Source organism: Cupriavidus sp. P-10 (assembly GCF_003402535.2).
In the GTDB taxonomy this organism is placed as follows: Bacteria; Pseudomonadota; Gammaproteobacteria; order Burkholderiales; family Burkholderiaceae; genus Cupriavidus.
Genome location: NZ_AP025172.1, coordinates 969151 through 992704, shown reverse-complemented (window position 1 = coordinate 992704; position 23554 = coordinate 969151). Strand labels below are relative to the sequence as shown.

The 23554-nt window shown below is 62.2% G+C and carries 18 protein-coding genes; 7 read left to right on the top strand and 11 right to left on the bottom strand.

Annotated features, from left to right (window positions below; translation table 11 throughout):
- Positions 1–255: 255 nt before the first annotated feature.
- Genes CTP10_RS34545 through CTP10_RS34515 form a run of 7 tightly spaced genes read right to left on the bottom strand, consistent with a single transcriptional unit; the run spans position 256 to position 7961 of the window.
- Positions 256–1254: a tripartite tricarboxylate transporter substrate binding protein gene (locus CTP10_RS34545; RefSeq protein WP_233528384.1), complete on the bottom strand. Its 999-nt coding sequence runs from the start codon at positions 1252–1254 to the stop codon at positions 256–258.
- A gap of 59 nt (positions 1255–1313) precedes the next feature.
- Positions 1314–2462 carry a mandelate racemase/muconate lactonizing enzyme family protein gene (locus CTP10_RS34540; protein WP_116322981.1) on the bottom strand — a complete coding sequence of 383 codons (1149 nt, stop codon included), beginning with the start codon at positions 2460–2462 and terminating at the stop codon, positions 1314–1316.
- Positions 2459–3472 (bottom strand): hydroxyacid dehydrogenase, encoded by a 1014-nt coding sequence (locus CTP10_RS34535; protein ID WP_116322980.1) that lies wholly within the window; start codon positions 3470–3472, stop codon positions 2459–2461. Before CTP10_RS34535 ends, CTP10_RS34540 begins: the two co-directional genes overlap by 4 nt.
- On the bottom strand, positions 3469–4545 hold the full coding sequence (locus CTP10_RS34530; protein WP_116322979.1) for a tartrate dehydrogenase: 1077 nt from the start codon (positions 4543–4545) through the stop codon (positions 3469–3471). The genes CTP10_RS34535 and CTP10_RS34530 overlap by 4 nt, the downstream gene beginning before the upstream one ends.
- A 21-nt stretch (positions 4546–4566) precedes the next feature.
- Positions 4567–5451, bottom strand: a complete 885-nt coding sequence (locus CTP10_RS34525; protein WP_233528383.1) for an NAD(P)-dependent oxidoreductase — start codon at positions 5449–5451, stop codon at positions 4567–4569.
- 29 nt (positions 5452–5480) lie between these two features.
- The gene (locus CTP10_RS34520) at positions 5481–6941 is read right to left on the bottom strand and encodes an NAD-dependent succinate-semialdehyde dehydrogenase (protein ID WP_116322978.1); all 1461 of its coding nucleotides are present in this window, start codon (positions 6939–6941) and stop codon (positions 5481–5483) included.
- Between the two features lie 36 nt (positions 6942–6977).
- Positions 6978–7961 carry a 2-hydroxyacid dehydrogenase gene (locus CTP10_RS34515; RefSeq protein WP_116322977.1) on the bottom strand — a complete coding sequence of 328 codons (984 nt, stop codon included), beginning with the start codon at positions 7959–7961 and terminating at the stop codon, positions 6978–6980.
- A gap of 175 nt (positions 7962–8136) precedes the next feature.
- On the opposite strand from CTP10_RS34515, the gene CTP10_RS34510 reads away from it, so the two are divergent.
- Positions 8137–8988 (top strand): FadR/GntR family transcriptional regulator, encoded by an 852-nt coding sequence (locus CTP10_RS34510; protein WP_317923269.1) that lies wholly within the window; start codon positions 8137–8139, stop codon positions 8986–8988.
- A gap of 370 nt (positions 8989–9358) precedes the next feature.
- Here the strand turns inward: CTP10_RS34510 and CTP10_RS34505 are convergent, their stop codons facing one another.
- The gene (locus CTP10_RS34505) at positions 9359–11062 is read right to left on the bottom strand and encodes a phage integrase family protein (protein WP_116322975.1); all 1704 of its coding nucleotides are present in this window, start codon (positions 11060–11062) and stop codon (positions 9359–9361) included.
- Between the two features lie 153 nt (positions 11063–11215).
- Between CTP10_RS34505 and CTP10_RS34500 the strand changes: the two genes are divergently transcribed.
- The 6 genes from CTP10_RS34500 to CTP10_RS34475 all read left to right on the top strand — a co-directional run bounded on the left by CTP10_RS34500 (position 11216) and on the right by CTP10_RS34475 (position 18859).
- Positions 11216–14179, top strand: coding sequence for a Tn3 family transposase (locus CTP10_RS34500; RefSeq protein WP_116322974.1), 2964 nt, complete (start codon positions 11216–11218; stop codon positions 14177–14179).
- 531 nt (positions 14180–14710) lie between these two features.
- Positions 14711–14998 carry a hypothetical protein gene (locus CTP10_RS34495; protein WP_116322973.1) on the top strand — a complete coding sequence of 96 codons (288 nt, stop codon included), beginning with the start codon at positions 14711–14713 and terminating at the stop codon, positions 14996–14998.
- 100 nt (positions 14999–15098) lie between these two features.
- On the top strand, positions 15099–15362 hold the full coding sequence (locus CTP10_RS34490) for a hypothetical protein (protein ID WP_116322972.1): 264 nt from the start codon (positions 15099–15101) through the stop codon (positions 15360–15362).
- Between the two features lie 252 nt (positions 15363–15614).
- Complete coding sequence (locus CTP10_RS34485) at positions 15615–15893, top strand: DUF1488 domain-containing protein (RefSeq protein WP_116322971.1); 279 nt, start codon at positions 15615–15617, stop codon at positions 15891–15893.
- A 400-nt stretch (positions 15894–16293) separates the two neighbouring features.
- A complete protein-coding gene (locus CTP10_RS34480) occupies positions 16294–17385 on the top strand; it encodes a sigma factor-like helix-turn-helix DNA-binding protein (protein ID WP_116322970.1) in 1092 nt (363 codons plus the stop codon).
- Positions 17386–17626: 241 nt separating this feature from the next.
- Positions 17627–18859, top strand: a complete 1233-nt coding sequence (locus tag CTP10_RS34475; protein ID WP_116322969.1) for a sensor histidine kinase — start codon at positions 17627–17629, stop codon at positions 18857–18859.
- Positions 18860–19193: 334 nt separating this feature from the next.
- On the opposite strand, the gene CTP10_RS34470 is transcribed toward CTP10_RS34475, so the two are convergent.
- The 3 genes from CTP10_RS34470 to groL form a co-directional block, all read right to left on the bottom strand.
- Positions 19194–19757: an Hsp20/alpha crystallin family protein gene (locus CTP10_RS34470; RefSeq protein ID WP_116322967.1), complete on the bottom strand. Its 564-nt coding sequence runs from the start codon at positions 19755–19757 to the stop codon at positions 19194–19196.
- Positions 19758–19898: 141 nt separating this feature from the next.
- Positions 19899–21836, bottom strand: a complete 1938-nt coding sequence (dnaK, locus tag CTP10_RS34465; RefSeq protein ID WP_116323009.1) for a molecular chaperone DnaK — start codon at positions 21834–21836, stop codon at positions 19899–19901.
- Positions 21837–21922: 86 nt separating this feature from the next.
- Entirely contained in the window at positions 21923–23545 is a 1623-nt protein-coding gene (groL, locus tag CTP10_RS34460; protein WP_116322966.1) for a chaperonin GroEL, read from the bottom strand.
- Positions 23546–23554: the final 9 nt, after the last annotated feature.

The window sequence follows — 23554 nt, the reverse complement described above, 5'->3', positions numbered from 1 at the left end:
AAAATTACCTGCAGGGCTTTTTTTGGTTCGCGACTGATTCCTGGCCGGTCAAGGGATCTTTGACGCAGCTTCGGGCAAGCTTGCGCAGATTGATTTGGTCCGACAGCTTGCACGGCGCCACAACGGTTCGCTGCCAATGTCCGCTGACAGATCGGGGATAAACAAAAAGCCCGCCGGACGTACGGCGGGATATTGAAGAATGCTCCCGGATCAGAGCGTGTCCGCTACCGTGCGGACACTTTCTCGACGCAGCAGTTACTCCAATCGGACGTTCGCATCGCGGACCACGCTTCCCCATTTCTGGATCTCGGCTTCCACGAGTGTGGCGAATTTGGTCGGGGAGCTACCCACAACCTCCACGCCTTGTTCTCGGAATCGCTTCACGATTTCAGGATCCGCCAACGCCTTCGCGATTTCCTGGTTGAGTTTCTGAACGACCTCCTTTGGCGTGCCAGCGGGTGCCTGAATGCCGAACCAGACGTTGACCTCGTAGCCGGGCACCCCTGATTCAGCGATGGTCGGCACATTTGGCAACAGCGTGGATCGCTGCTGACCAGTGACGGCAACAGGCTTGAACTTGCCGGCCCGGATCTGGTTCATCACATTGGGCAAGTTGTCAAACAGCACGTCGATTTCACCGCCGAGTAGAGCAACAACTGCCGGTCCACTGCCCTTATACGGGACGTGCGTCAGCTTTGTACCAGTCATCTTCTCGAAGAGTTCCATCGACAGATGATTGGAGGAGCCGGATCCAGTGGACCCGTAGTTCAGCTTGCCGGGATTCTTCTTGGCAAAATCGACGATGTCCTTGATGGTCGAAAATCCAAGGTCGTTGCGCGCCACCAGCACGTTTTGGGTGCTAGCCGCCCAGATGACTGGCGAAAAATCCTTCGTCGCGTTGTAGGGAAGCTTCGTGCCGTACAACGCGGGAAGTGCGGCGAACGGCAGGGGCGTAATCAGCAACGTGTAGCCATCGGGCGCGGCTTTCGCAACCATCGAATTGCCGATCAATGTGTTGCCACCTGGTCGATTGTCAACGACCACCGGCTGCTTCCAGAGCTTGGTCAGCTTCTCGCCCACGGTGCGCGCCAGAGTGTCGTTGAAGCCGCCGGGGGTATATGGCACGACGATGCGAATGGGCTTGTCCGGGTATGCATCGCTCGCAGCGCCAATGGCGCTACCGAAGGCGGTCGTGCCGGCGGCGCCCGCCAGAGATGACAGAATCCATTTGCACGCGGTTCTTCTGCTAGGCATGTTTGTCTCCTTCACCATCTTTTGCATGTGGTGGATCGGTGTCTGCAGAGCGTAGTTGCTCAGAACTTGACGACGTAACCGGGGCCGTCGATCAACGGGTACTGCTTGAAGATTTCCTCGTCGACTTCGACACCCAGGCCCGGTGCTTCCGGCGGGACCACGCAACCATCACGGCCGATTTCGAAAGTCTTGCCGAACATGTCCCGGAATGGATTGAAATGCGAAACGCAGGCTTCGAAGTAGCCGGCGTTCTCGGTTGCAGCGAGGAAATGCAGCGTCGCGGCATGATTGAGGCCCGTAGCGGAGCTGTGGGCGTGGATGGGGATGCGGAAGGCCGAGGCCATAGCGGCGATGCGCATGCCTTCTGTAATGCCGCCCGTCTTGGACAGGTCGGGTTGCCAGACCTGGACTGCCCCGGCTTCCAGCAGTTGCGCAAACTCGAATCGCATGAAGTGATTCTCGCCAGCCGCGATCGGGACGACGGGGGAAATCCGGGCAGCCTCGCGATACGAAGCGAAATCGTTGCAGGCGAATGGCTCTTCGAGCCAGCCCGCTTGAATTTCCGCCAGCACAGGCATAACACGGCGCACGTCAGCGATCGTGTAGGCCGTATTCGCATCGGTCAGGATGTCGATGTCATCGCCGACCACGCGGCGCACATGGCGTACCCGCTCGATATCCGCCTTGACCGAGTCGCCGATTCGCAATTTGACGGCCTTGTAGCCCTGTTCGATATAGGACTGGGCCTCTTCGGCCAGCGACGCCGCAGGCTGGTATCCCAGCGCGATGCCGCCGGCATAGGCCGGAATGCGTCGACGCGAGCCGCCCAGCAGCTTGTAGAGCGGCATGTTCGCCGCCTTGCCGCGGATATCCCAGAGTGCCATGTCGATGCCCGAATGCGCCAGCGCGGCGCCGGCGCCAAGACCGTGGCTGGAGAACTGCATGCGGTGCACGCGCTGCCAGGTGCCGACCACGTCCGTGGCGTCCATGCCAACCAGCAGCGGCGACAGGGTGTTGTGAATAAGGCTGGTGATGGCGCCAGGACTGCGCCCGGGATGCGACTCGCCATAGCCCACGATGCCCTCGGACGTTTCAACGCGGATGATGATCGCGTCACGCTTGAGCGTACTACCCACGCCCATGGTGACCGTTTTTCCTTCGGGCAGACGATAGGACAGGGGGATTGCGGTAATGCGGGTGATCTTCATTTGATTGTCTCCTGGTTGACGGTGTTGAATTCGGGGTTGACGATGTTGCGTGGTCGTTCGCCTCGCAGCAGGGCGAGCATTGTGTCGGCGGCGGCCAGGCCCATGGCCATGGAGGCGTCTTGGGTCAGGCCAGCGATATGCGGTGTCAAAAGGACGTTCTGCAGAGTTCGAAGCCGGCTGTCGTCCGGGAGCGGATGTTGTTCAAATACATCGAGTACGGCCCCGCCTATGGTGCCGCTGCTCAAAGCGTCGATCAGATCCGCCTGCTGGATGATTGGCCCCCGTGCCACATTGACGAGCACGGTAGTCGGACGCGCATGCGCCAAAAGCGTCTTGTTCACCATGCCTCTTGTTGCTGCGGTAAGAGGGCACGCGAGTACGATGTAATCGCTGTGGGCGAACAAATCGGAGAGTTCTGCCGGGGCGACGTGCGGCGGGAGCTTGGATGGTGTCGACGTATGCGCAAGCAGCTTCATGCCGAAGCCCGCGCCTGCGATCTCCGCGACCCGGCGCCCGATGGCACCGAAGCCAATGATTCCCAGTGTGGAGCCGCGAAGTTCCCTGGATTGCTCTCCCGCGATCATGCGGCGGTTCCAGTCGCCGTCACGCACGGCATCGTCGAAGGCTGCCAGCCTTCTAGTCATTGCGAGCATGGCAGATACCGCAAATTCGGCAACGGCGTTCGAGTTCGTGTCCGGCGTATTGGCCACTGGGATGCCGTGAGCCGTTGCGCGGTCTACCGGAATGAAGTCCACGCCAACACCATGACGAACGACGGCGCGAAGACGATGCTCGCGCTCGAACAGATCGCCAGGGAGCTGTCGCCGTACGATCAGACCGTCAACCTGCGCAATGCGATCTCGAAGGGCTTGATCACTAGCCGCGCCAATCAGTCCTGGAGGCAGTAACTCGACGTCAGCGTCAGCCGCCAGTCGAGCATGCGCCTCCGGGACGATGGCATCAGTCAGCAGCACAAGCGGGCGACTCTCTACCCTGGAGGCTTGTGTCATGCGAGCACCGCCCTGGCGATTTCAGCGCCCATTTCCTGTGTACTGGCCCTTCCACCCAGGTCTGGCGTATGTACGCGATCGGGATGCGTAAGGACAGTTTCGATGGCCTTCATGATCGCGGCCGCTGCCTCAGGCTGTCCGAGGTGTTCCAGCATCATGGCCCCAGACCAGATCTGACCGATGGGATTCGCAATGCCTTGTCCCGCGATGTCTGGGGCGGAGCCATGCACCGGTTCAAACATCGACGGATATTTCCGCTCCGGGTTGATGTTTGCGCTCGGCGCCACTGCAATCGTTCCCGTAATACCTGGGCCGAGATCGGAAAGGATGTCGCCGAACAGATTCGATCCAACCACGACGTCGAAGCGCTCCGGGGACATCGCGAACCGCGCTGCCAGGATATCGATGTGGTATTGGTCGGTGCGGATGTCGGGATAGTCGGCACCCACTGCGGCAAACCGCTCGTCCCAGAAGGGCATGGAATGGAAGATGCCATTGGACTTGGTGGCCGATGTCACGTGGTTCCGTCCGAGCTTCTTAGCGAGATCAAACGCATAGCGCATGATTCGATCGGTTCCGCGACGAGTGAAGATGGCCTCCTGCGTGACGAACTCATGTTCCGTGCCGGCGAACATGCGTCCGCCAACTTGCGAGTATTCGCCTTCGGTGTTCTCGCGCACGATCCAGAAGTCGATGTCGCCGGGCTCCTTGTTGGCGAGCGGGCAGGGAACACCGGGCAGAAGCCTGACCGGTCGCAGGTTCACGTACTGGTCGAATTCGCGGCGGATCGGGATGAGGAGGTTCCACAGTGATACGTGGTCCGGCACGCCGGGGAAGCCGACTGCGCCGAGAAAGATGGCGTCAGAGTCGCGTAGTCGCTCGATTCCATCGGACGGCATCATGCTTCCATGGGCGTGGTAGCGGGCGCAGCTCCAGTCATAGGTCGTGAAGGCGAGCGTGAAACCGAACTTAGCGCTGGCGGCTTCCAAGACCCGGATGCCTTCAGGGACCACTTCGTTGCCAATGCCATCGCCTGGAATGACGGCAATCTTGTATTGCTGGTTTTTGATCATGGTGGCGGTTTCCGGGGATGGTCAGCGAACGGATGCCGGCTCGGCCAGCAGCGCGACAAGCTCCGGCACGGTGCCATCGGAGCGTTGGTCATAGGCGCCGGCGTAGGTTTCGCGGATCGCTGAGGCAGTTGCATGACTGGCGCCCACTTCGCTCGCCATCGTGTCGTAGTAGGTCATGTCCTTCAGCGCGTTGGAGATGGTGAAGCGGAACCCGGAGCTGTCGCCCCGCTCAATGAAGGGACGCAGGCGTTCCAAGATGACACCGGCACCGCCGCCCTTGGCCAGCACATCCACAAGGACCTCGGGACTGACATCAGCGCGTGCTGCACAGGCGGCAGCCTCTGCCAGGACTGCGGAGAAACCCAGAGACACGAAGTTGTGCAACAACTTGAGCCGGTGTCCGGAGCCGACAGGCCCGGCGAAAGTGATGTTTTCGGCGAAGCTCTGCAGCAGTGGCAGGCATTCTTGGTAGAGCGACTCGTCGCCGCCGACGATCAGGTTCAGTCGCCCCTCGGCGGCTTCTTTGGGCGTACGCGTCATTGGCGCGTCGATGAACCTGCCACCGGCCTTTTGCACGGCGGCGGCGATGCGCTCGGTCGAAGAGGGGATCGCCGTCGAGCAATCGATGACCACGGTACCGGGCCGCAGGGCGCTGAGGAGGCCTTGGGCGCTGAAAAGCACATCCTCGACCTCGGGGGATCCGGTAACGCAGAGAATGACGATGTCGACTTGGCCGGCGAGTTCCGAGATAGCCGGTACGGTTTTCGCCCCCGCATTCAGCAGTGCGTCGAGTGGCTGATTACCTGGATGTTCGAGGACCACCAAGGGATAACCATGCTTTGCCACATTCGTCGCGATGCCATGGCCCATCATGCCAATGCCAATCATGCCCACTGATTTCTTCATGATTCTGTCTCCTGTTGTTGTCTCATGGCTCAGCGCAATGCCAGGCCGCCAGCGCAGATGTACTTGACCTCGATGTAGTCCTCGATGCCGTATTTGGATCCCTCCCGGCCGACACCCGACTCCTTCACACCGCCGAACGGTGCGACCTCGGTGGAGATCAGGCCCTCGTTCAGGCCCACGATGCCGCATTCGAGCGCCTCTGCCACGCGCCAGGAGCGGGCGTAGTTGGTGGTATAGAAATAGGCAGCCAGGCCGAAGGGCGTGTCATTTGCCATTGCGACGGCTTCTTCCTCAGTCTTGAAGCGGATGAGGGGGGCCACCGGGCCGAAAGTCTCCTCATTCATGAGCTTCGCCTTCGGCGACACGTCCGTGAGGATCGTCGGCTTGAAGAAGCGGCCGCCTAGGGCGTGGGCCTTGCCGCCGGTGAATACTTGCGCACCCAGAGAGACGGCGTCGTCGATGTGTTCGCGAACCTTCTCGATCGCCGCGTCGTCAATCAGCGGTCCCAGATCCACGCCCGGTGCCATGCCATCGCCGACGACTTGAGCTTCCACTGCGATCCTGAGCTTCTCTGCGAACGCGTCGTAGACGCCGTCCTGGACGAAGATGCGGTTCGCGCAGACGCAGGTCTGACCGGCATTACGAAATTTCGAGGCCATGACGCCGGCGACGGCAGCGTCGAGGTCAGCGTCGTCGAAGATGAGGAATGGCGCGTTGCCGCCTAGTTCCATAGAAACTTTCTTCACCGTACCGGCGCATTGCTCGAGGAGAGTCTTGCCGACCTCGGTGGAGCCCGTGAACGACAGCTTGCGCACGACGGAGCTCGATGTGAGCTCACCCCCCACAACGGAGGCGGAACCGGTGACCACATTCAATACCCCATCCGGGATTCCTGCTTCCTTGGCCAGAGCGGCGAGCGCCAGCGCAGAGAAGGGCGTGGCAGAAGCAGGCTTGATCACGATCGTGCAGCCTGCAGCCAAAGCGGCGCCAGCCTTGCGCGTGATCATCGCATTCGGGAAATTCCACGGGGTGATGGCGGCGACGACGCCGATGGGCTGCTTGATGACGATGATGCGCCGGTCCGATGACGGCGCAGGAATCACATCACCATAGATTCGACGTGCTTCTTCCGAGAACCATTCAATAAAGCCAGACCCGTAGGCAATCTCACCCCGGGACTCTTTCAGCGGTTTGCCTTGCTCAAGCGTGAGGATCGTTGCCAGGTCCTCCTGGTTGGCCATGCAGAGATCGAACCATCGACGCAGCAGGCGGCTGCGTTCGCGCGAACTGGTTGCGCGCCATGCCGGAAGGGCTCGGTCCGCGGCGGCGATGGCTGCCTGGACGTCGGCGGCCGTCATGCGGGGCACAGTACCGAGCTGTTGCCCTGTTGCAGGATTTGTGACGGGCACCACTTCGCCATCAGCAGCGTCTACCCATTGGCCATTCACGTGGCACTGTTGGCGGAAGAGAGAAGGATTCTGGATCTGCATGAATAGGAACTCCGGTCGCTTTGACTTGAAGGGGGATCAGGAAAGCAGGTTGGCGGGTCGTTCGCCGCGGCGCAGTGCCGCGATCCCGTCGATTAGAAGCCATCCCATGGCGTTGCGCGTTTCCTCTGTCGCGCTGCCGATATGCGGACTGAGAAAGACGTTGTCGAGAGCGCGATAGCGCGGATCGACGTTCGGCTCGTTGGCGAAAACATCAAGGCCAGCAGAAAAGACGTGGCCGTCGTTCAGCGCTTCGATCAGCGCATCGTCATCGACGATGTCGCCGCGGGAAATATTGGCGACGACAGCGCCAGGGGGCAGTGCTCGGATGTGCGCTTGATCGAGCGTTCCCTTGAGCTGTGGTGAACCCGGTGCCGCGACCAGCAGCATCTCGCTGTGTCGGCAGAGGCTTTCGAGGGTCGCGTGGTAGATGGCGCCCTCGGCGTCCTCTGGCCCGAGTTGGGAGCGGTTGTGGTAGTGGATTTGCATGCCGAATGCGCGGGCACGCGTCGCGATGGCTCGGCCGATGCGCCCCATGCCGAATATGCCGAGCCGCTTGCCGACCAGGCCTTTGCCCAGCAGTTGAGCGGGCGCCCAACCAGGCCATTGGCCGCTGCGGACCATGCGATCTGCTTCATAACCGCGCCGTGCGGCATTGAGCAGGAGCATTAGCGCGACTTCGGCACAAGCATCGCTCAGGACGTCAGGCGTATGCAGAACCTCGATGCCGAGTTCGCGAGCCGTGGCCAAGTCGATGTGGTCGTAGCCTACCGAGAGAGTGGCCACCGTCTTGAGGGTGGGCGACAGTGCGCGCAACACATTGCCGTCAATGCGCTCTGTCGCGGTCACCAGCAGAACGCTCACGCCCTTGGCGCGCTCGATGATTGTGGCGGAATCCGTCAGTTCGTCGCTTTCGTTCAGTTTTACGACGAAGCGCTCTTTCAGCGCGGCTTCGATCTCCGCAGGCATGCGTCTGCATACGTAAGCATTTTCAAGCGACTGATTGTGATCCTGGGCCGTCATTGATGCAGTCTCCTCGTTGGTTTGCGACACCGTCGCACGAAGTCGTTGTGTTCTTGTGATTTGTATTACAAATTCATATGATGAGTATGTCAAGCAAATTTGTTTGCGGTGCTATGATGTGGATTAGTGAGCAGCGCTGACGCGCGGCGAAGCAACGACAAGTGGAGCATTACCTTTGCAAAGCACAACTGAAAATCTGACGGAAGCAGAGCGGCAGCCGGCGGGGAAAGGCGGTTTTGAGCCCACATTGGCCGAGCGCGTCACCGAGCATCTCGCTGGGCAGATCCGACGCGGTCTGTACCCCGTCAATGCTCGTCTGCCGACGGAAAAGTTCATGACCGAGCAGTACGGCGTGAGCCGCACCGTGATTCGTGAAGCCATATCCCGCCTTAAGTCAGAGGGCCTCGTGGAAAGCCGGCAGGGGAGCGGTACGGTTGTGCTCAATCCCGCGACCGCAGAGGTATTCCGCCTTGGGCGTGGCGGTTCCGACCCGGCCTTGGGCGTCGTGCGAATCCTGGAACTGCGTCGTGGGATTGAGGCGGAAATGGCCGCATTGGCTGCGGAGCGCCGTAGCGATAGGCAAATGGACGACATCCGGAACGCATTGCGCGAGATTGACTCTGCAGTGCGGGCGGGCGGCGACGGCGTCGAAGAAGACCTGGCATTCCATCTTGCGGTGTCCCGTGCCACTGGCAATCCCCACTACACCGAGCTACTCGGCATGTTGACGCGGGCGTTGAGAGACGCCATTCGTCTCACGCGCGGCAATGAAGCCAGGCATAGTGATCTGGCTGCGCATGTCCGCACCGAGCATGCGGAGATCTGCGCTGCGATCGAAACCCAGGATCCGCCACGCGCCCGCCAGGCCGCCTTCCAGCACATGCGCAATACGGAAGAGCGGATTCTCACCGCCGAACGGGACTTCTGGACTGGCGATAGCCGAACTGCCGCGCAGAGACTGGCCGGAGCCAACCTTTCGACAGTGATACGGCGTGCTGCGGAAGGGGGTAGGACCGAAGCCGAATAGAAGCGGCTTTCGCTCACGAACCGGATCATTCCACTTGGGGGTAGCCGACAGGCCTCGGGCAATACTTTTCGGCTGATCGCCCATAATTTCCCCGCTAACAATCACCGGACCCTCGCTGGCTGGTGCGTCGCACAACAATCAACGCTTTCCGTCGGCCTTCGCTGGCGATAAAATGAATACGTAGCCATTTATGTAATGCATCGATGTAGATTGGTCAATGCATTGAGTCAATCATGTTGTGCTGCTGCTCATGCGAGATGGTCCGCGGGATGACCCCGAGGCACGCTCGTGAGAGATGGTGTTTCTGGGGTCGCTTCAGAAAACGGAAAATATTGCACGCTAAGCCACGGGAGGCCTGGCCGAGCGCCGGTTATCGAGCGGCGAAGGCCTGATTCATCTGGCGTGCCCGCTTGACCTCGTCGCTTTGCAGGTAGATTGAGGTGGTCGCCACCGAAGCGTGACGAAGGTTGTCGCGCACGCTGGTCAATTCCGCGCCGCGGGCCAGAGCGTGTGTGGCATGGGTATGGCGCATCCAGTGCGGGCTAGCTCGGCGCAGCTTCTCGGCCACTGTTGGGTTGTCTGGTGCAATCACATCGGCGGCCTGACCAAAGAAGCGCCGCATCACGTGCCAGAGGCGGGTCCCGGTAATGCTGGCCGCGCTATCCTGCTCCAGGCTGGCGAGGAGCGGCGTCTTGGGATCCCAACGGGCCGGCGTCACCGGCAGCCCCCGTTGCACCAGGTACTGGTCGAGCGCCGAGCGTGCCAGTGGCGGTAGCGCCACTTTCCCTGGCCGACTCCCCTTGCCGATCAGGTGCAGCCAGTGGTCGTGGTGTTCATCCACATGGATGTCCCCCAGGGCCGCGCCGACCAGTTCGCTGGCGCGCAAGCCGGTGGCATAAGCGAAATCCAGGATAAAGCGCAGGCGCTGGGCTGCGGAGGCATCCCAGCCGTAGGACCATTCCAGGCCGTCGGCAATGGTACGCACCAGCAGCCATTCGCCCTCGGTAAATCCTCTGGAGGTATCGAGGGCGGCGACGCGAGTGCGGCCACGTACCTTGATCCCGGCAAACGGATTGGCCAATACGTAGCGTTGCTCGATCAGCCAGCGGAACAAGGCGCCCAGCACCGATAACGCGTACGCTGTGGAGCGGGCCGAAAGCGCTCGTGCAAACGGCCGCCAATCGGGGGCGCTGCGTGCTCGCGGTGGCCCGACCCACCGCTCGCGCGGGGTCGGCCGCCGCAGGAAAGCGCGATAGGCGATGGCGTCTTCCGTCGTCAGCGACGACAGCGCCCGACCGCGTTCGACAATCGCCCACAGGATCAGCCGCTCGGCTTCCTTCCGGTAGGCGCGTTGCGTGGTGGGGGCCTCATGTAAGGCGAGCCAGGCCTGCACCGCCTCGTAGTCGTTGGACGCGTCGAGCGTGCAGGCCTGCCGCGGCGCCCGGAAACTGCCCCGCGAGCCGTCCACCTCGTGCGGCAGATGCAGCCGCTCCCACGGCACCACCGCACTCGGCGACGTGGTGACGATCAGCGCGCGCGCCCGCTCGGTCAGTTGCGGGTGCGCGCGAAAGAAGTCCTCGATGTGCCGTGCGCTGGCCTGCCCCAGGTCTGGGATCGCGCTCCACCAGCGGCGTCGGCGCGGCACCCGCACGGTCAGGTCCGCCAGCGTCTGGATGCCGTGGGCGCGCAGGGCGCGAACGGCCCGGGGTGCCAGCCAAAGCCCAATGTCGTCCGTGACCTGAGGCTGCGGGGCTGGAAGGGAACGCAGGACCTCGATCGCATGGCCCACAGCACTGGCGCACTGCGGCCGTTCGCTGACGGGACGCCGAAACAGTTCGGCCAGGTCGGCACGCTGGCGATGCTGCGCGAACGCGATCAGCTGTCGGCGGATTCGGCCAAGGATGCCGCGCGCCGACTGGCCCGGCGCCTTGGCATGGGGCAGATAGCGCTCCACCGCGGCGCGGGACGAAAGGCCCGCGTACCACGCGCGCAGCGCGGCAAGCGCAGCCTCATCGGGGAAGTCGGGGGATTCGGCGACGCTGGGGATGGGGGGCGGGGTCTGGCGCGTTTTCATGCCTGCCAGTTTAGGCCGTAAACCGATCCATTACGATAAGAAGGATTATCTGAATAGATCGTATAGACTGCTGATTTTTTGGCCGAAACCCGCCCTCGGAAACCGGTGTCGTGCCCCGGCACCGCGGATTCCGACGCATTGTGAACCACTGGCATGCCACGCCGCACTGTCCTTTCCACCTCCGAGCGGGAGAGCCTGCTCGCGTTTCCTGACAGCGAAGACGAACTCATCCGTCATTACACGTTCAACGAGTCGGATCATGCGCTGATCCGGCAATGCCGTGGCGCCGCCAACCGACTGGGGTTCGCCGTCCAGCTCTGTTACATGCGCCATCCCGGCATCCTGTTGGCCGCCGGCGAGGAACCGCCGCAGGCATTGTTGCAGTGGGTTGCGCAGCAACTGCGTCTTGCGCCGACGCATTGGACGGACTACGGGCGGCGCGATCAGACCCGAAGGGAGCACCAGGCGGAGCTGCGGACCGTGCTTCGCATGCGCCCGTTCACCATGGCCGACTACCGCGCCGCCGTCCAGTCGCTGTCGGAGCTGGCGCAGCAAACCGACAAGGGCATCATCCTCGCCACGGCGTTGATCGATTTCCTGCGCCAGCAGTCGCTGCTGCTGCCGGGCATGAACGTGATCGAGCGCATTTGCGCGGAGGCCGTCACGCGCGCGACCCGCCGCATCTACCAGATACTGACCGAGCCGCTCACGGAACACCACCGGCGACAGCTCGATCATCTCCTGCAGCGCCGACCGGATGGGCGCCTGACCTGGCTCGCCTGGCTGCGGCTGCCGCCGGGCAAGGCCAGCTCCCGCCAGATGTTGCAGCATATCGATCGCCTGAAGAGGTTGCGGGCCGTCGGCTTGCCGGAGGGGATCGACCGACTGGTTCACCAGAACCGGCTGCTCAAGATCGCCCGCGAGGGCGGTCAGATGACGCCCCATGATCTCGCCAAGTTCGAGCCGCAGCGCCGGCACGCGACGCTGACCGCGATCGTGGTCGAGGCCTGCGCCACGGTGACCGACGAAATCGTCGATCTACACGACCGTATCTTGGGGCGTCTGTTCAATCTGGCGAAGAAGAAGCACCGCGAGGAATTTCATCTGTCCGGCAAGTCGATCAATGACAAGATCCGGCAGTACTCGAGAATCGGGCGGGCCATCCTGGAGGCGAAGGAGCGCGGCGGCGATCCCTTCGAGGCGATTGAAGCGGTGATGCCCTGGCAGGTCTTCACCAAGAGCGTCACCGAAGCCGAGCAGCTCGCCCAACCTGAGGCGTTTGACTTCCTGCATCTGGTTGGCGACCATTTCTCGACGCTGCGACGTTACGTGCCCGAATTCCTTGAGATCCTGAAGCTGCGCGCCGCGCCGGCCGCCAAGGATCTGCTGGCCGCCATTGACACCATCCGAAAGATGAATGTCAACGATGCGCGCAAAGTCCCGGCCGATGCGCCCACGTCTTTCATCAAGAAGCGCTGGGAGCCGCTGGTACGCGCCAAGAACGGCATCGACCGTCGCTACTATGAGTTGTGCGCGCTGGTGGAACTCCGAAACCGCTTGCGTTCCGGCGACATCTGGGTGCAGGGCTCGCGGCAATTCAAGGATTTCGAGACGTACCTGTTGCCCGCCGAGAAGTTCGTCGCGCTCCGACAGAGTCGCCTGCTGCCGCTGCCGATCGCCACTGATTGCGACTGCTACTTGGATGAGCGACGCCGATTGCTGGAACTGAAACTGGCCACCGTCAATCGGCTAGCCACCGCGAACAAGCTGCCGGACGCGATCATCACCCAGTCCGGCCTGAAGATCTCGCCGCTCGACGCCGCCGTTCCAATGGAGGCGCAGACCTTGATCGACCAGGCCGCGCTGATGCTACCGCGCGTCAAGATCACGGAACTGCTGCTGGAAGTCGACGGTTGGACCGGATTCACCCGCCATTTCACGCACCTGAAGACGGGCGAGCCGGCCGCCGACAAGACGCTGTTGCTCACGACTGTGCTTGCCGACGCCATCAATCTCGGTCTGACCAAAATGGCGGAATCCTGCCCGGGCACTACCTACGCCAAGCTGTCCTGGCTGCAGGCGTGGCATATTCGGGACGAAACCTATACTCAGGGCCTGGCCGATCTCGTCAATGCACAGTCGGCCCATGGGTTCGCTGCGCATTGGGGGGACGGCACCACGTCGTCGTCAGACGGTCAGCGCTTCAAGGCCGGCGGCCGAGCCGAGAGCACTGGGCACGTCAATCCGAAGTACGGCTCTGAACCCGGCCGGATGATCTACACGCATATCTCGGATCAGTACGCGCCGTATCACTCCAAGCTGGTCAACGTCGGCATCCGTGATTCGACCTACGTGCTCGACGGCCTGCTGTACCATGAGTCCGATCTGCGGATCCAGGAGCACTACACGGATACCAACGGCTTCACCGATCACGTCTTCGCCCTGATGCATCTGCTCGGGTTCCGGTTCGCGCCCCGGATCCGCGATCTCGCAGACACGAAGCTGTACATCCCCGGCAGCCCAGACGACTATCCGGCGTTGGCTCCGATGATCGGTAGCGCCTACAAGGAGAAGCTGATCCGGTCACACTGGGATGAAATCCTGCGCCTGGCCACGTCGATCCGCCAGGGCACGGTGACCGCCTCATTGATGTTGCGAAAGCTCGGCAGCTACCCACGACAAAATGGCCTCGCAGTGGCGCTTCGCGAGCTAGGCCGCATCGAGCGGACATTGTTCACGCTGGACTGGTTACAGGACCTGCAATTGCGCCGTCGCACCCATGCGGGCCTCAACAAGGGCGAGGCCCGCAACGCGCTGGCGCGATCCGTCTTCTTCTACCGTCTTGGCGAAATTCGCGACCGCAGCTTCGAGCAGCAACGCTACCGCGCCAGTGGGCTGAACCTGGTCACGGCGGCAATCGTGCTGTGGAACACCGTCTATCTCGAACGTGCTGTGCAGGCACTGATGGGCCGTGGCATGCCAATCGATCCAGCCTTGTTTTCTTACCTGTCCCCGCTGGGATGGGAACACATTAACCTGACCGGCGATTACGTGTGGCGCCAAAGCAACAAGCTACAGGCAGGGAAGTTCCGGCCGTTACGGCTGCCGGAGCGCTGAGTCGCTATAAGTGCTCCGATCGCATCAATGGCCACGCACTATGCCAGTCGCTACGGTGGTGGTACCCCATGCGCCGAACAACGCTGGCGCCATGGATAGATTGGAGCGCTTTGCAGCAGGGACGGCGCTTACCGGCCTACCTGCTCGACGTCACCAACTACGACGGCGCCTGCGTGCACAACCCTGGGCACAGCAAGCCGTGATCGTCGCATTCAGTGGCGGGCGCGGCGACAAAATGCCAAGCGCAGTCATGGAGGCAGGCTTCGATCATTTCTGCCCCAAGCCCTACCGTCCGGAGTACCTTGAATTATGGGGCGCGCCACGTAGTGGCTCGGGTTGACGGAGCGTGGTTCTTGGTATGCCGGGCGCGTCAAGCCGGCCGAAAGGCTAGGGTGTGCGCTGGCGTCGCCAGCCAAGTGCGCTAAGCTATTAGGGGCGAAGCCGGGCGGGGCCTCGGATCGGTAGGCTTTGTGTTCAGACCGCACGCTCGCGGAGGCAGGACGAACACAATGGCACCAAAGAGGAGGGAGCATGAACACGCTGACCTACACACTGGTCACCTACCGTCCCGATGGCGCCAATCAGAGCGCACACGACATTGTCGTCAGCCGAGACTGGCAAGAGGTGGTGCGCCGCACCGCGATCCTGCTCGACCAGAACGCCACGCGCGAGAGTGAACAGCCATGGAAATTCTACCTGCTGGTGGATGGTCAGTTCGCCGGCGCCTACACGCAAGAACGGCTGGTGAAGGCGGCGACCACCTATCCCGGCCGGGGCGAAGAGGACAAGCCCTTGGCGCCGCCCTCGGGAACCATTTAAATCGGATCAGAGGCACGTCGCTTCAGGCTGCGGCGCCTGCATTCCGTACGGGGGGCGGAATTCGGCAAGACGCCGCCTCCACCGCATAGGAGACATCGCCATGCACACGACCAAGAGCGATTCGCGATTGGCGAGCGCGAGTGAGATCCGCGAGATTGTGGGTCGCGTTGACGATGAAGTGATCGCACGGATCCTGGACATCGAGCCGACCGTTGAGGATGTGCGGCGGGCCTGCGAATGGTTGCGTGCCGACGAGCCTCAATTGCGCAACCCTGAGTTCAGCTCGGGACGCAAGGCGGAAGAGGTGTTCGAAATTCTGGACGACGAGTTGCCGGATTTCGATTCGTCGGGCCGCCCAGGGTAGCCGGCGATCCGGGCATGGCGCGCCCGACGCTCGCTCCACGGTCCAAGCTCATGGGGCCGTTAACGCAAACGATAGTCCGAGTGTGGTGCCTGACGCCGGCCGCATAGCCGGCAACGCGGATGAACCGGATAGCCGCGCCGCGAATCGCGTGCTTCGCGACTTTTTCTTCCATCGGAATCTGCCTACACTGGCAACAAATCGGCGTGGCGACGGTGTTCGCTGGCAACCTCGGTTTCTCTCCTGGCTATCGCAATGCAACAGATTGACTTTCCTCGCACCGAACCGCGCTTCCGTGCCGCCGACTTGAGCCTCGAATGCGCCGCTCGCGTGGACGGAACGCCCGCATGCTATGCCATTACCGCGGAGGCGCTTGAGGATCACTTTGGGGCGCGCTCGCATCGGCCAGAGGATCTGGTACAGGCCCTAAAGGGACACCGCGATGATATTGAAAGCGTCGCACGCACCCTATTCGACTTGACTGGATCACGCAACATCGTGCTGCACAGTGGGCATTTCCGTTTCGCCCTGTAACGGCCGTGCATTGTGCGTTGGGGGTCGGATTGGTTGGGCGCGCCTGAACCGGCACACCAACTTGCCAAGGCAGGACCGATTCCCAAGTTTTGGTTGAACGCCATGGTGCCAGGTGGAGCACGCAAAAGGTATATCCTTGTTGCCCTTGGTTCTTTGGCTCAGGCAAGCCGAAGCGGACGACTTCAGCCCACAGCAACTTGGCCCGTGGGGGAATGTGGCCGCAAGCGTGAAGGCGAGGCTCACGCCTGCGGAGGCCTTTCGTGGAGAGAAGTTGGATGTTGGCTGCCATCGCCCCGAGGCGCGATAGGCAATTGCAGCCGACTGCGTTCAGCAGAGGGCGTTAGCCGGCCAGGGCACCCGACACGCGACCACTTGGCTGCAAACACTTTGCGGGGATGTCGTGAAACTGCTGGTAAGATACCAAAACATCACCGAGGCCTCGCACGCGCAGTGCGAGCAAATGCTCACCGAGTCTGCCGCGCACTATCTCAAGCGTCATCTCAAACGGTTTTTGGCAGAACGGGTGCTGCTGCGCGCCGATCTCGCGATGGACGCCGCCCACCCCTCCTATCATGTCAGGCTGCGCTTGGCGCTGCCGCGTGGCACGTTAGTCAGCACAGAAGACGGGAAGTCGATCCGAAGCGCGCTGAGGGCGTCGTTCGCCGACCTCGAGCGCCAGATCGAGCGCCACCTCGCACGCCTGCGCAGGGAGGATACTTGGCGGCGCAAGCAGCGCCGTGAGGGGCTGCGACGACTGAAGGCCGCCACCGCGGCGGCGACCCCGTCGGAATCGGCACGTTTCGACGAACAGGTTCGGGCACTGCTGTCGCCGCTGCAACGCTTCGCGCAGCGCGAACTGTCCTATCTGCGGGCGCGCGGCGACTTGGCAGAAACGGATCCGGCGCTGGACGATGTGGTCGACGAGGTACTGACTCGCGCCCTCGAGCGACTGAACCAGGCCCCGCAGGTGGTACTGAGCGAGGATGAACTGCAAGGGCTCGCGCTGGCCGTGCTGGAAGCTGAGGTTGCGCGGCGGCGCAGCGAAGAAGGCCGCTGGGTTTCGCTCGAGGCCAAGGCCACGGTTGTGCCGGCACGCTCTCATGATGATATTGATGACGCGGTATTCGAGTACTGGCAACCGGATGAGTTGCTGCGGATGGAAGATGTGGTGCCTGACGCTGCCATTAGCCCGGACGTGGTAGCCGCCCAGAACGAATTGCACGAGATCGTCGGCGAATTGCTGTCGCAGCTGCCTAACCAGTGGCGTCGAACTGTGTTGCTCGCACGCGTGGACGACGTTCCAGTGCGCAACATTGCGCGCTTGCTGAACACACCGGAAGGCGAGGTACGGAGCTGGCTGGATCACGCCGATGCCTTTCTCAAGGCCAGGCTCGAAGAGGACGGGCTGCAACCCGTGAGTGGGACTGGCCAGAAACGACACAGGCGAGCAAGTGGCGGTACTGAAACGGAGGGCCAACTGGCTGACACCTGAGCATATATCCGGATTGGATGGGCACGCCGGGTCAGATAGTGGCAGGGGCGCGATTGATCGGGGTCCCACATGTAGGTTCCAAGGGTCTGAGCTTGATACTGTGTAGATTACCTGTGCATCACGCAAATCCCGTTCCAGAGGGCCGGTCTGACGGATAATCAAGCCATGCCGCCTCCTCGCTGGTCACCCGCCAACCCGTCCGGGCCAACCCTCATTTCCCATTTGCCGACCCAACCTGATCATGCCCGACCTGCAATCGGCGCCCCTTCGCGGCCTTGCCGCCTTTCTCCAGCAGCGCCGAACCGCGCTGACTGAGCGGTGGATGGGCGCGGTATCTGCGGATGAAATCCTGACGGAGGCTGACCGGCTGACGTACGAACAGCTCGCAGACCATCTGCCCCAGATTATCGACAGCATCTGCGTGGCGCTCGAGGCGGAAGATCTCGACCAGGCCGAGCCGGCAATCGGGCGGGGTGCGCGTCAGCACGGCAATGTGCGCTGGCGCCAGGGTTACCAGATCGTGGAACTGGTGCGTGAGATGGACCTGTTGGGTCAGGTGCTGGATGACGCGCTCGACGAATATGCGCAGTCGGTCCCGAGCTTCAGCCGGCAATACGAAGCCCGCGCGCGTCGCCTGATCGATGAAGCGCGCAGTTTCGTGACGCTGACATCGATCCGGGAGGTCGTGTCCGAGCGCGAGCGCAAGATCGACCAATATACCGCTCGCCTCGAGCGCGCCAATGATGAGCTCGAACTCAGGCAGCGGCTGCTAAGCGAGCTGCACGAGTCGCGCATGCAGATTACGCGCAGCGTCGTCCACGACCTGCGCAATTTCCTGAACGCGTTTTCAATTGCGCTGCAACTGATCTCCCGTGCACCGGCGAAAACGGAAGCCGGGGTTGCATTGGCGAGCCGGCAGGCTGCTGACATGAAGCAGCTGGTCGACCAGATGGTGGAGTATTCAGTCGTCCTCGGAGACGGTTCACACGTCCTCCCCGAGACAGTTGACCTGGGCGAGCTATTTGACGAACTGGTGGCGACTTCACGTCCGCTGTTTGAAGCCAAAGGCTTGCGGCTCGAAGCCGAGCGTGACCCTAGGTTGAGTTCCGTTCGCTCGCACCGGCTCCGGCTGAAGCAGGTGGCGACGAATATGCTGTCGAACGCCCTGAAATACACGCTCGAGGGCGAGGTTCACCTGACGGTGGGCAGGGTGGAGGCGGATCATTGGTATCTGCGGGTGTCGGATACGGGCGTGGGCATCGCGCCATCTGACCAGGCACGCGTGTTCAATGAATTCGAGCGGGCGGCAGACGAGGACATCCCAGGCGCCGGACTGGGACTGGCAATCGTGAAGGAGCTCTGCCGGACGCTTGAGGGCGTCATCCATTTCAAATCGCGTAAAGGGCACGGCACAAGCTTCGAGATCCATTTTCCGGTGAGGCTCAGGGAGCCGGAGGCAACAGGCGGGGGCTGAATGCGGCCGGTGATCACCTGTAGGTGAGATTGATGAAAAGGGCGCGAGTGCCTTACTGTTCTACTGATGGGTGGCAATGGTGGTGCGTTCGTTTGCGCTGGCGATTGTTATAATCTTCGCGGCCGGCCACTATCGTCTCGAACATCGTCGTGAGCAGTGGTTCAGGAATCTCGACCCTCTGGACCGGCCGCGACGCCAGCGCCCTTGTCCGGAAGGCTGTACTGGACCCGAACCAGCGACCAACGGATCGAATGTCCACTGCTCTACCAGATGAGCCAATGGCCCGGCTCGCACGATATCCGCTCGCCACCAAAACACTTCTTACCTGCTTGCTCTAGCCAATGTCGATCGTGCGACTCGCGGAGCGCGCCGGCTCCGATTTCGGCACGGTCAACGTGAGCACACCATTGTCAAACTTTGCCAGGGCGTGATCGGGGTCGGCGTTCTCCGGCATGGGAATCGTGCGCACGAAGCTTCCATAGGCGCGCTCTAGCCGGTAGCAGCCATCTTCCTCGCTGCGCACGTCCTGCTTTTTCTCGCCGCGCAGCACGATCGCCCCGTCCTCGACGCTCACGTTCAGGTCTTCGCGGTCCATCCCTGGCAATTCGGCGGTCACGCGCAGCACCTGCCCTTCGTCGACCACGTCGATGCGCGGCTGGAAGCGCGAAGAACTGAAGTCGCCAAACCATCGCTCGAGCGCACTCCGGCCGGCAAACGGGTCATGAAAGAACTCCTCCACTGCGCGCCACGGTTCGCGTGAGAACAGTCGCGGAATGTCAGGCCAGGAGGCACGCCACTGCTCGCTCCCCGGCGGGCCTTCCAGGCTGTCCGGATTGGACTTGCGGGCCGCTTCACGAAGGAACTTGAAGAGATTCCACTTCTTCGGATCGGTGTTCATCGTATCCTCCACTAAGGGTCTGGCGGGATAACCGGACTCCAGTCGGTGTCAGCCGCATCGTCGATGATCTGTTGGCCATAGGATCCCACTGAGGGGCGGTTTCTTGCGGGCACCCCAACTTTGACCGCGGCGTCGGCCGGCTTACTGCTTGGCGCCCGCTTCTTTGAACTCAACATCCTCCACGTCCTTGTCACTCTTCTCGGCGCTCGCCTCTTTCGCGTCTGCTGCGCGACCGGAGCCAGTGTCCGGCTGAACCTGAACGTCCGCATAGACCTTTTCGCCGAGTTTCAGCGAGGCCGTAGCCAGGGCCTGCGCCTTGGCGTCGATCTCGGCCTTGTCGGAGGTCTTCAGTGCCGCCTCAAGGTCCTTGATTGCGGATTCGATCTTCCCCTTCTCGTCCGCGTCCAGCTTTTCGCCGTATTCGGCCAGCGCCTTGCGCGAACTGTGTGCCAGCGCGTCGCCGTGGTTGCGCGCATCGACCAACTCCCGCTGTCGACGGTCTTCGTCAGCATGAGCCTCGGCGTCCTTCACCATGTGCTGGATCTCGCCTTCAGACAGGCCGGAGTTGGCTTTGATGGTGATCCGGTTCTCCTTGCCAGTAGCCTTGTCCTGCGCCGACACGTGCAGGATGCCATTGGCGTCGATGTCAAACGTCACCTCGATCTGCGGCATGCCGCGCGGCGCCGGTGCAATGCCCTCCAGGTTGAACTCGCCCAGCATCTTGTTGCCCGTAACAATCTCGCGTTCGCCTTGGTAGACTTTGATGGTCACCGCCGCCTGGTTGTCGTCGGCCGTAGAAAAGATCTGAGAAAACTTGGTCGGGATGGTCGTGTTCTTGGTGATCATCTTGCTCATCACGCCACCTAGGGTCTCGATCCCCAGCGAAAGCGGCGTGACGTCAAGCAGCAGCACGTCCTTGCGATCACCGGCGAGCACCGCGCCCTGGATCGCCGCCCCCACCGCCACCGCTTCGTCGGGGTTGACGTCCTTGCGCGGCTCGCGGCCGAAGAACGCCCTGACCTTCTCCTGCACTCTGGGCATACGGGTCATGCCACCCACCAGAATGACGTCGTCGATCTTTTCCACCGCGATACCGGCATCCTTGATCGCGATCCGGCACGGCTCCAACGTGCGCTCGACCAGGTCTTCGACCAGGGCTTCGAGCTTGGCACGCGTGAGCTTCAGGTTCAAATGGCGCGGCCCGCTGGCGTCGGCCGTAATGTACGGCAGGCTGATTTCCGTCTGCAGGCTTGACGAGAGCTCGATCTTGGCCTTCTCCGCAGCTTCCTTCAGGCGTTGCAGCGCCAGCACGTCCCGCGACAAGTCGACCCCCTGGTCCTTCTTGAATTCGCCGATGAGGTAGTCGATGATGCGCTGGTCGAAGTCTTCTCCGCCCAGGAAGGTATCACCGTTGGTCGACAGCACTTCGAATTGCTTCTCGCCTTGCAAGTCAGCGATCTCGATGATGGAGATGTCGAAGGTGCCGCCGCCGAGGTCGAACACGGCAATCTTGCGGTCGCGGTTTTCCTTTTTGTCCAGCCCGAACGCGAGCGCCGCCGCGGTCGGCTCGTTGATGATGCGCTTGACGTCCAGCCCGGCGATGCGCCCGGCATCCTTGGTCGCCTGGCGCTGGCTGTCGTTGAAGTAGGCGGGCACCGTGATGACGGCTTCGGTGACAGGCTCGCCAAGATAGTCTTCGGCGGTCTTCTTCATCTTGCGCAGCACCTCAGCCGAGACTTGCGGCGGGGCGAGCTTCTGGCCTTGCGCTTCGACCCATGCGTCGCCGTTGTCAGCCTTCAAGATTGCGAAGGGCATCAGGCCAATGTCCTTCTGCACTTCCTTTTCCTCGTAGCGGCGGCCGATCAGCCGCTTTATGGCAAACAGCGTGTTCTTTGGATTCGTGACGGCCTGCCGCTTGGCGGGTGCGCCGACGAGGATTTCGCCGTCGTTCACATAGGCGACGATCGAAGGGGTCGTGCGCGAGCCTTCGGAGTTCTCAATCACTTTGACTTGGTTGCCTTCCATCAGCGCCACACACGAATTCGTGGTGCCGAGGTCAATCCCGATGATCTTGCTCATGATGTCCAAGCGCCTGGCGCTTCCTGGTAGGAGACTCCCTGTAAATCCACAGCCGTAGGGACTCGCCGCGCGCCTTGCGGGTCTCGTCAATACTCCAGCTCCGAAGACACCGCGGCGGCTTTGCCGTGGTCTTTCGGCATCTCTGCCACGGTCGCGTCCGTGGTCAGAATCAGTCCGGCGACTGAAGCCGCGTTCTGTAGTGCGGTACGGGTCACCTTGGTTGGGTCAATCACGCCCATCTCGAACAGGTCGCCGTATTCACCGGTGGCCGCATTCCAGCCGAAGTTGCCGTCATGTCCGAGTACCCGGCTAAGCACCACCGAGGCTTCCTCGCCGGCATTGGCGGCGATCTGCCGCAGCGGCTCCTCCAGGGCACGCAGCACGATTCGGATGCCGGCTTCCTGATCGGCGTTGGCGCCCTGGAGCGGCTCAAGCTGGGCGCGGGCGCGCAGCAGCGCGACGCCGCCGCCCGCAACGATGCCTTCCTCGACCGCTGCCCGCGTGGCGTGCAGAGCGTCTTCGACGCGCGCCTTCTTCTCCTTCATTTCCACCTCAGTGGCGGCGCCAACCCGGATCACCGCTACGCCACCGGCCAGCTTGGCGACCCGCTCCTGCAACTTCTCCTTGTCATAGTCGCTGGTGGCCTCGTCGATCTGCCGCCGTATGGCCTTGATGCGGGCCTCGATTGCTGCGGGGTCGCCCGCGCCGCCGACGAGGGTCGTGTTCTCCTTCTCAATTTCGACGCGTTTGGCATGCCCCAGATCCTCCAGCACGACATGCTTGAGCTGCTTGCCCGTCTGTTCCTCGATCAGCGTGCCACCGGTCAGGATGGCAATGTCTTCCAGCATGGCCTTGCGCCGGTCGCCGAAGCCCGGTGCCTTCACCGCGGCGGCCTTGAAGGTGCCGCGCAGCGAGTTGACGACCAGGGTCGCAAGTGCCTCGCCTTCCACGTCTTCGGCCACGACGAGCAACGGCTTGCCGGTCTTGGCCACGGCCTCGAGCACCGGCAGCAGATCGCGAATCGCCGATATCTTCTTGTCATGCAACAGGATATACGGCTCTTCGAGCATGACGGATTGCTTCTCGGGCTGGTTGATAAAGTAAGAGGCCAGATAACCGCGATCGAACTGCATGCCTTCGACCACCTCCAGCTCGCTCTCCAGCGACTTGCCGTCTTCAATCGTGATGGCCCCGTCCTTGCCGACCTTGGCCATCGCGTCAGCGATGATCTTGCCGATCGCCTCATCAGCGTTGGCGGAGATCGCGCCGATCTGGCCGATCTCCTTGCTCGTAGTGCAGGGCCGGCTCAGCTTGCGCAGCGCCTCGACGACCGCGGTCACGGCCAGGTCCATGCCGCGCTTCAGATCGATCGGATTCAGACCCGCCACCACGTCCTTCATGCCCTCCTGAACCATCGCCTGGGCCAGCACGGTGGCGGTCGTGGTGCCGTCACCGGCCACGTCGGATGTCTTGGCCGCAACCTGCTTGACCAACTGGGCCCCCATGTTCTCGAACGTGTCGCGCAGCTCGATCTCCTTGGCGACCGATACCCCATCCTTGGTGATCAGCGGCGGCCCGAACGATCGCTCGAGGACCACATTGCGCCCCTTGGGGCCGAGCGTGACCTTGACCGCGTTGGCCAGCAGGTTGACTCCCGCCACGATGCGGCGGCGCGCGGACTCCTGAAATTGGATCTCCTTGGCTGCCATGATGAGACT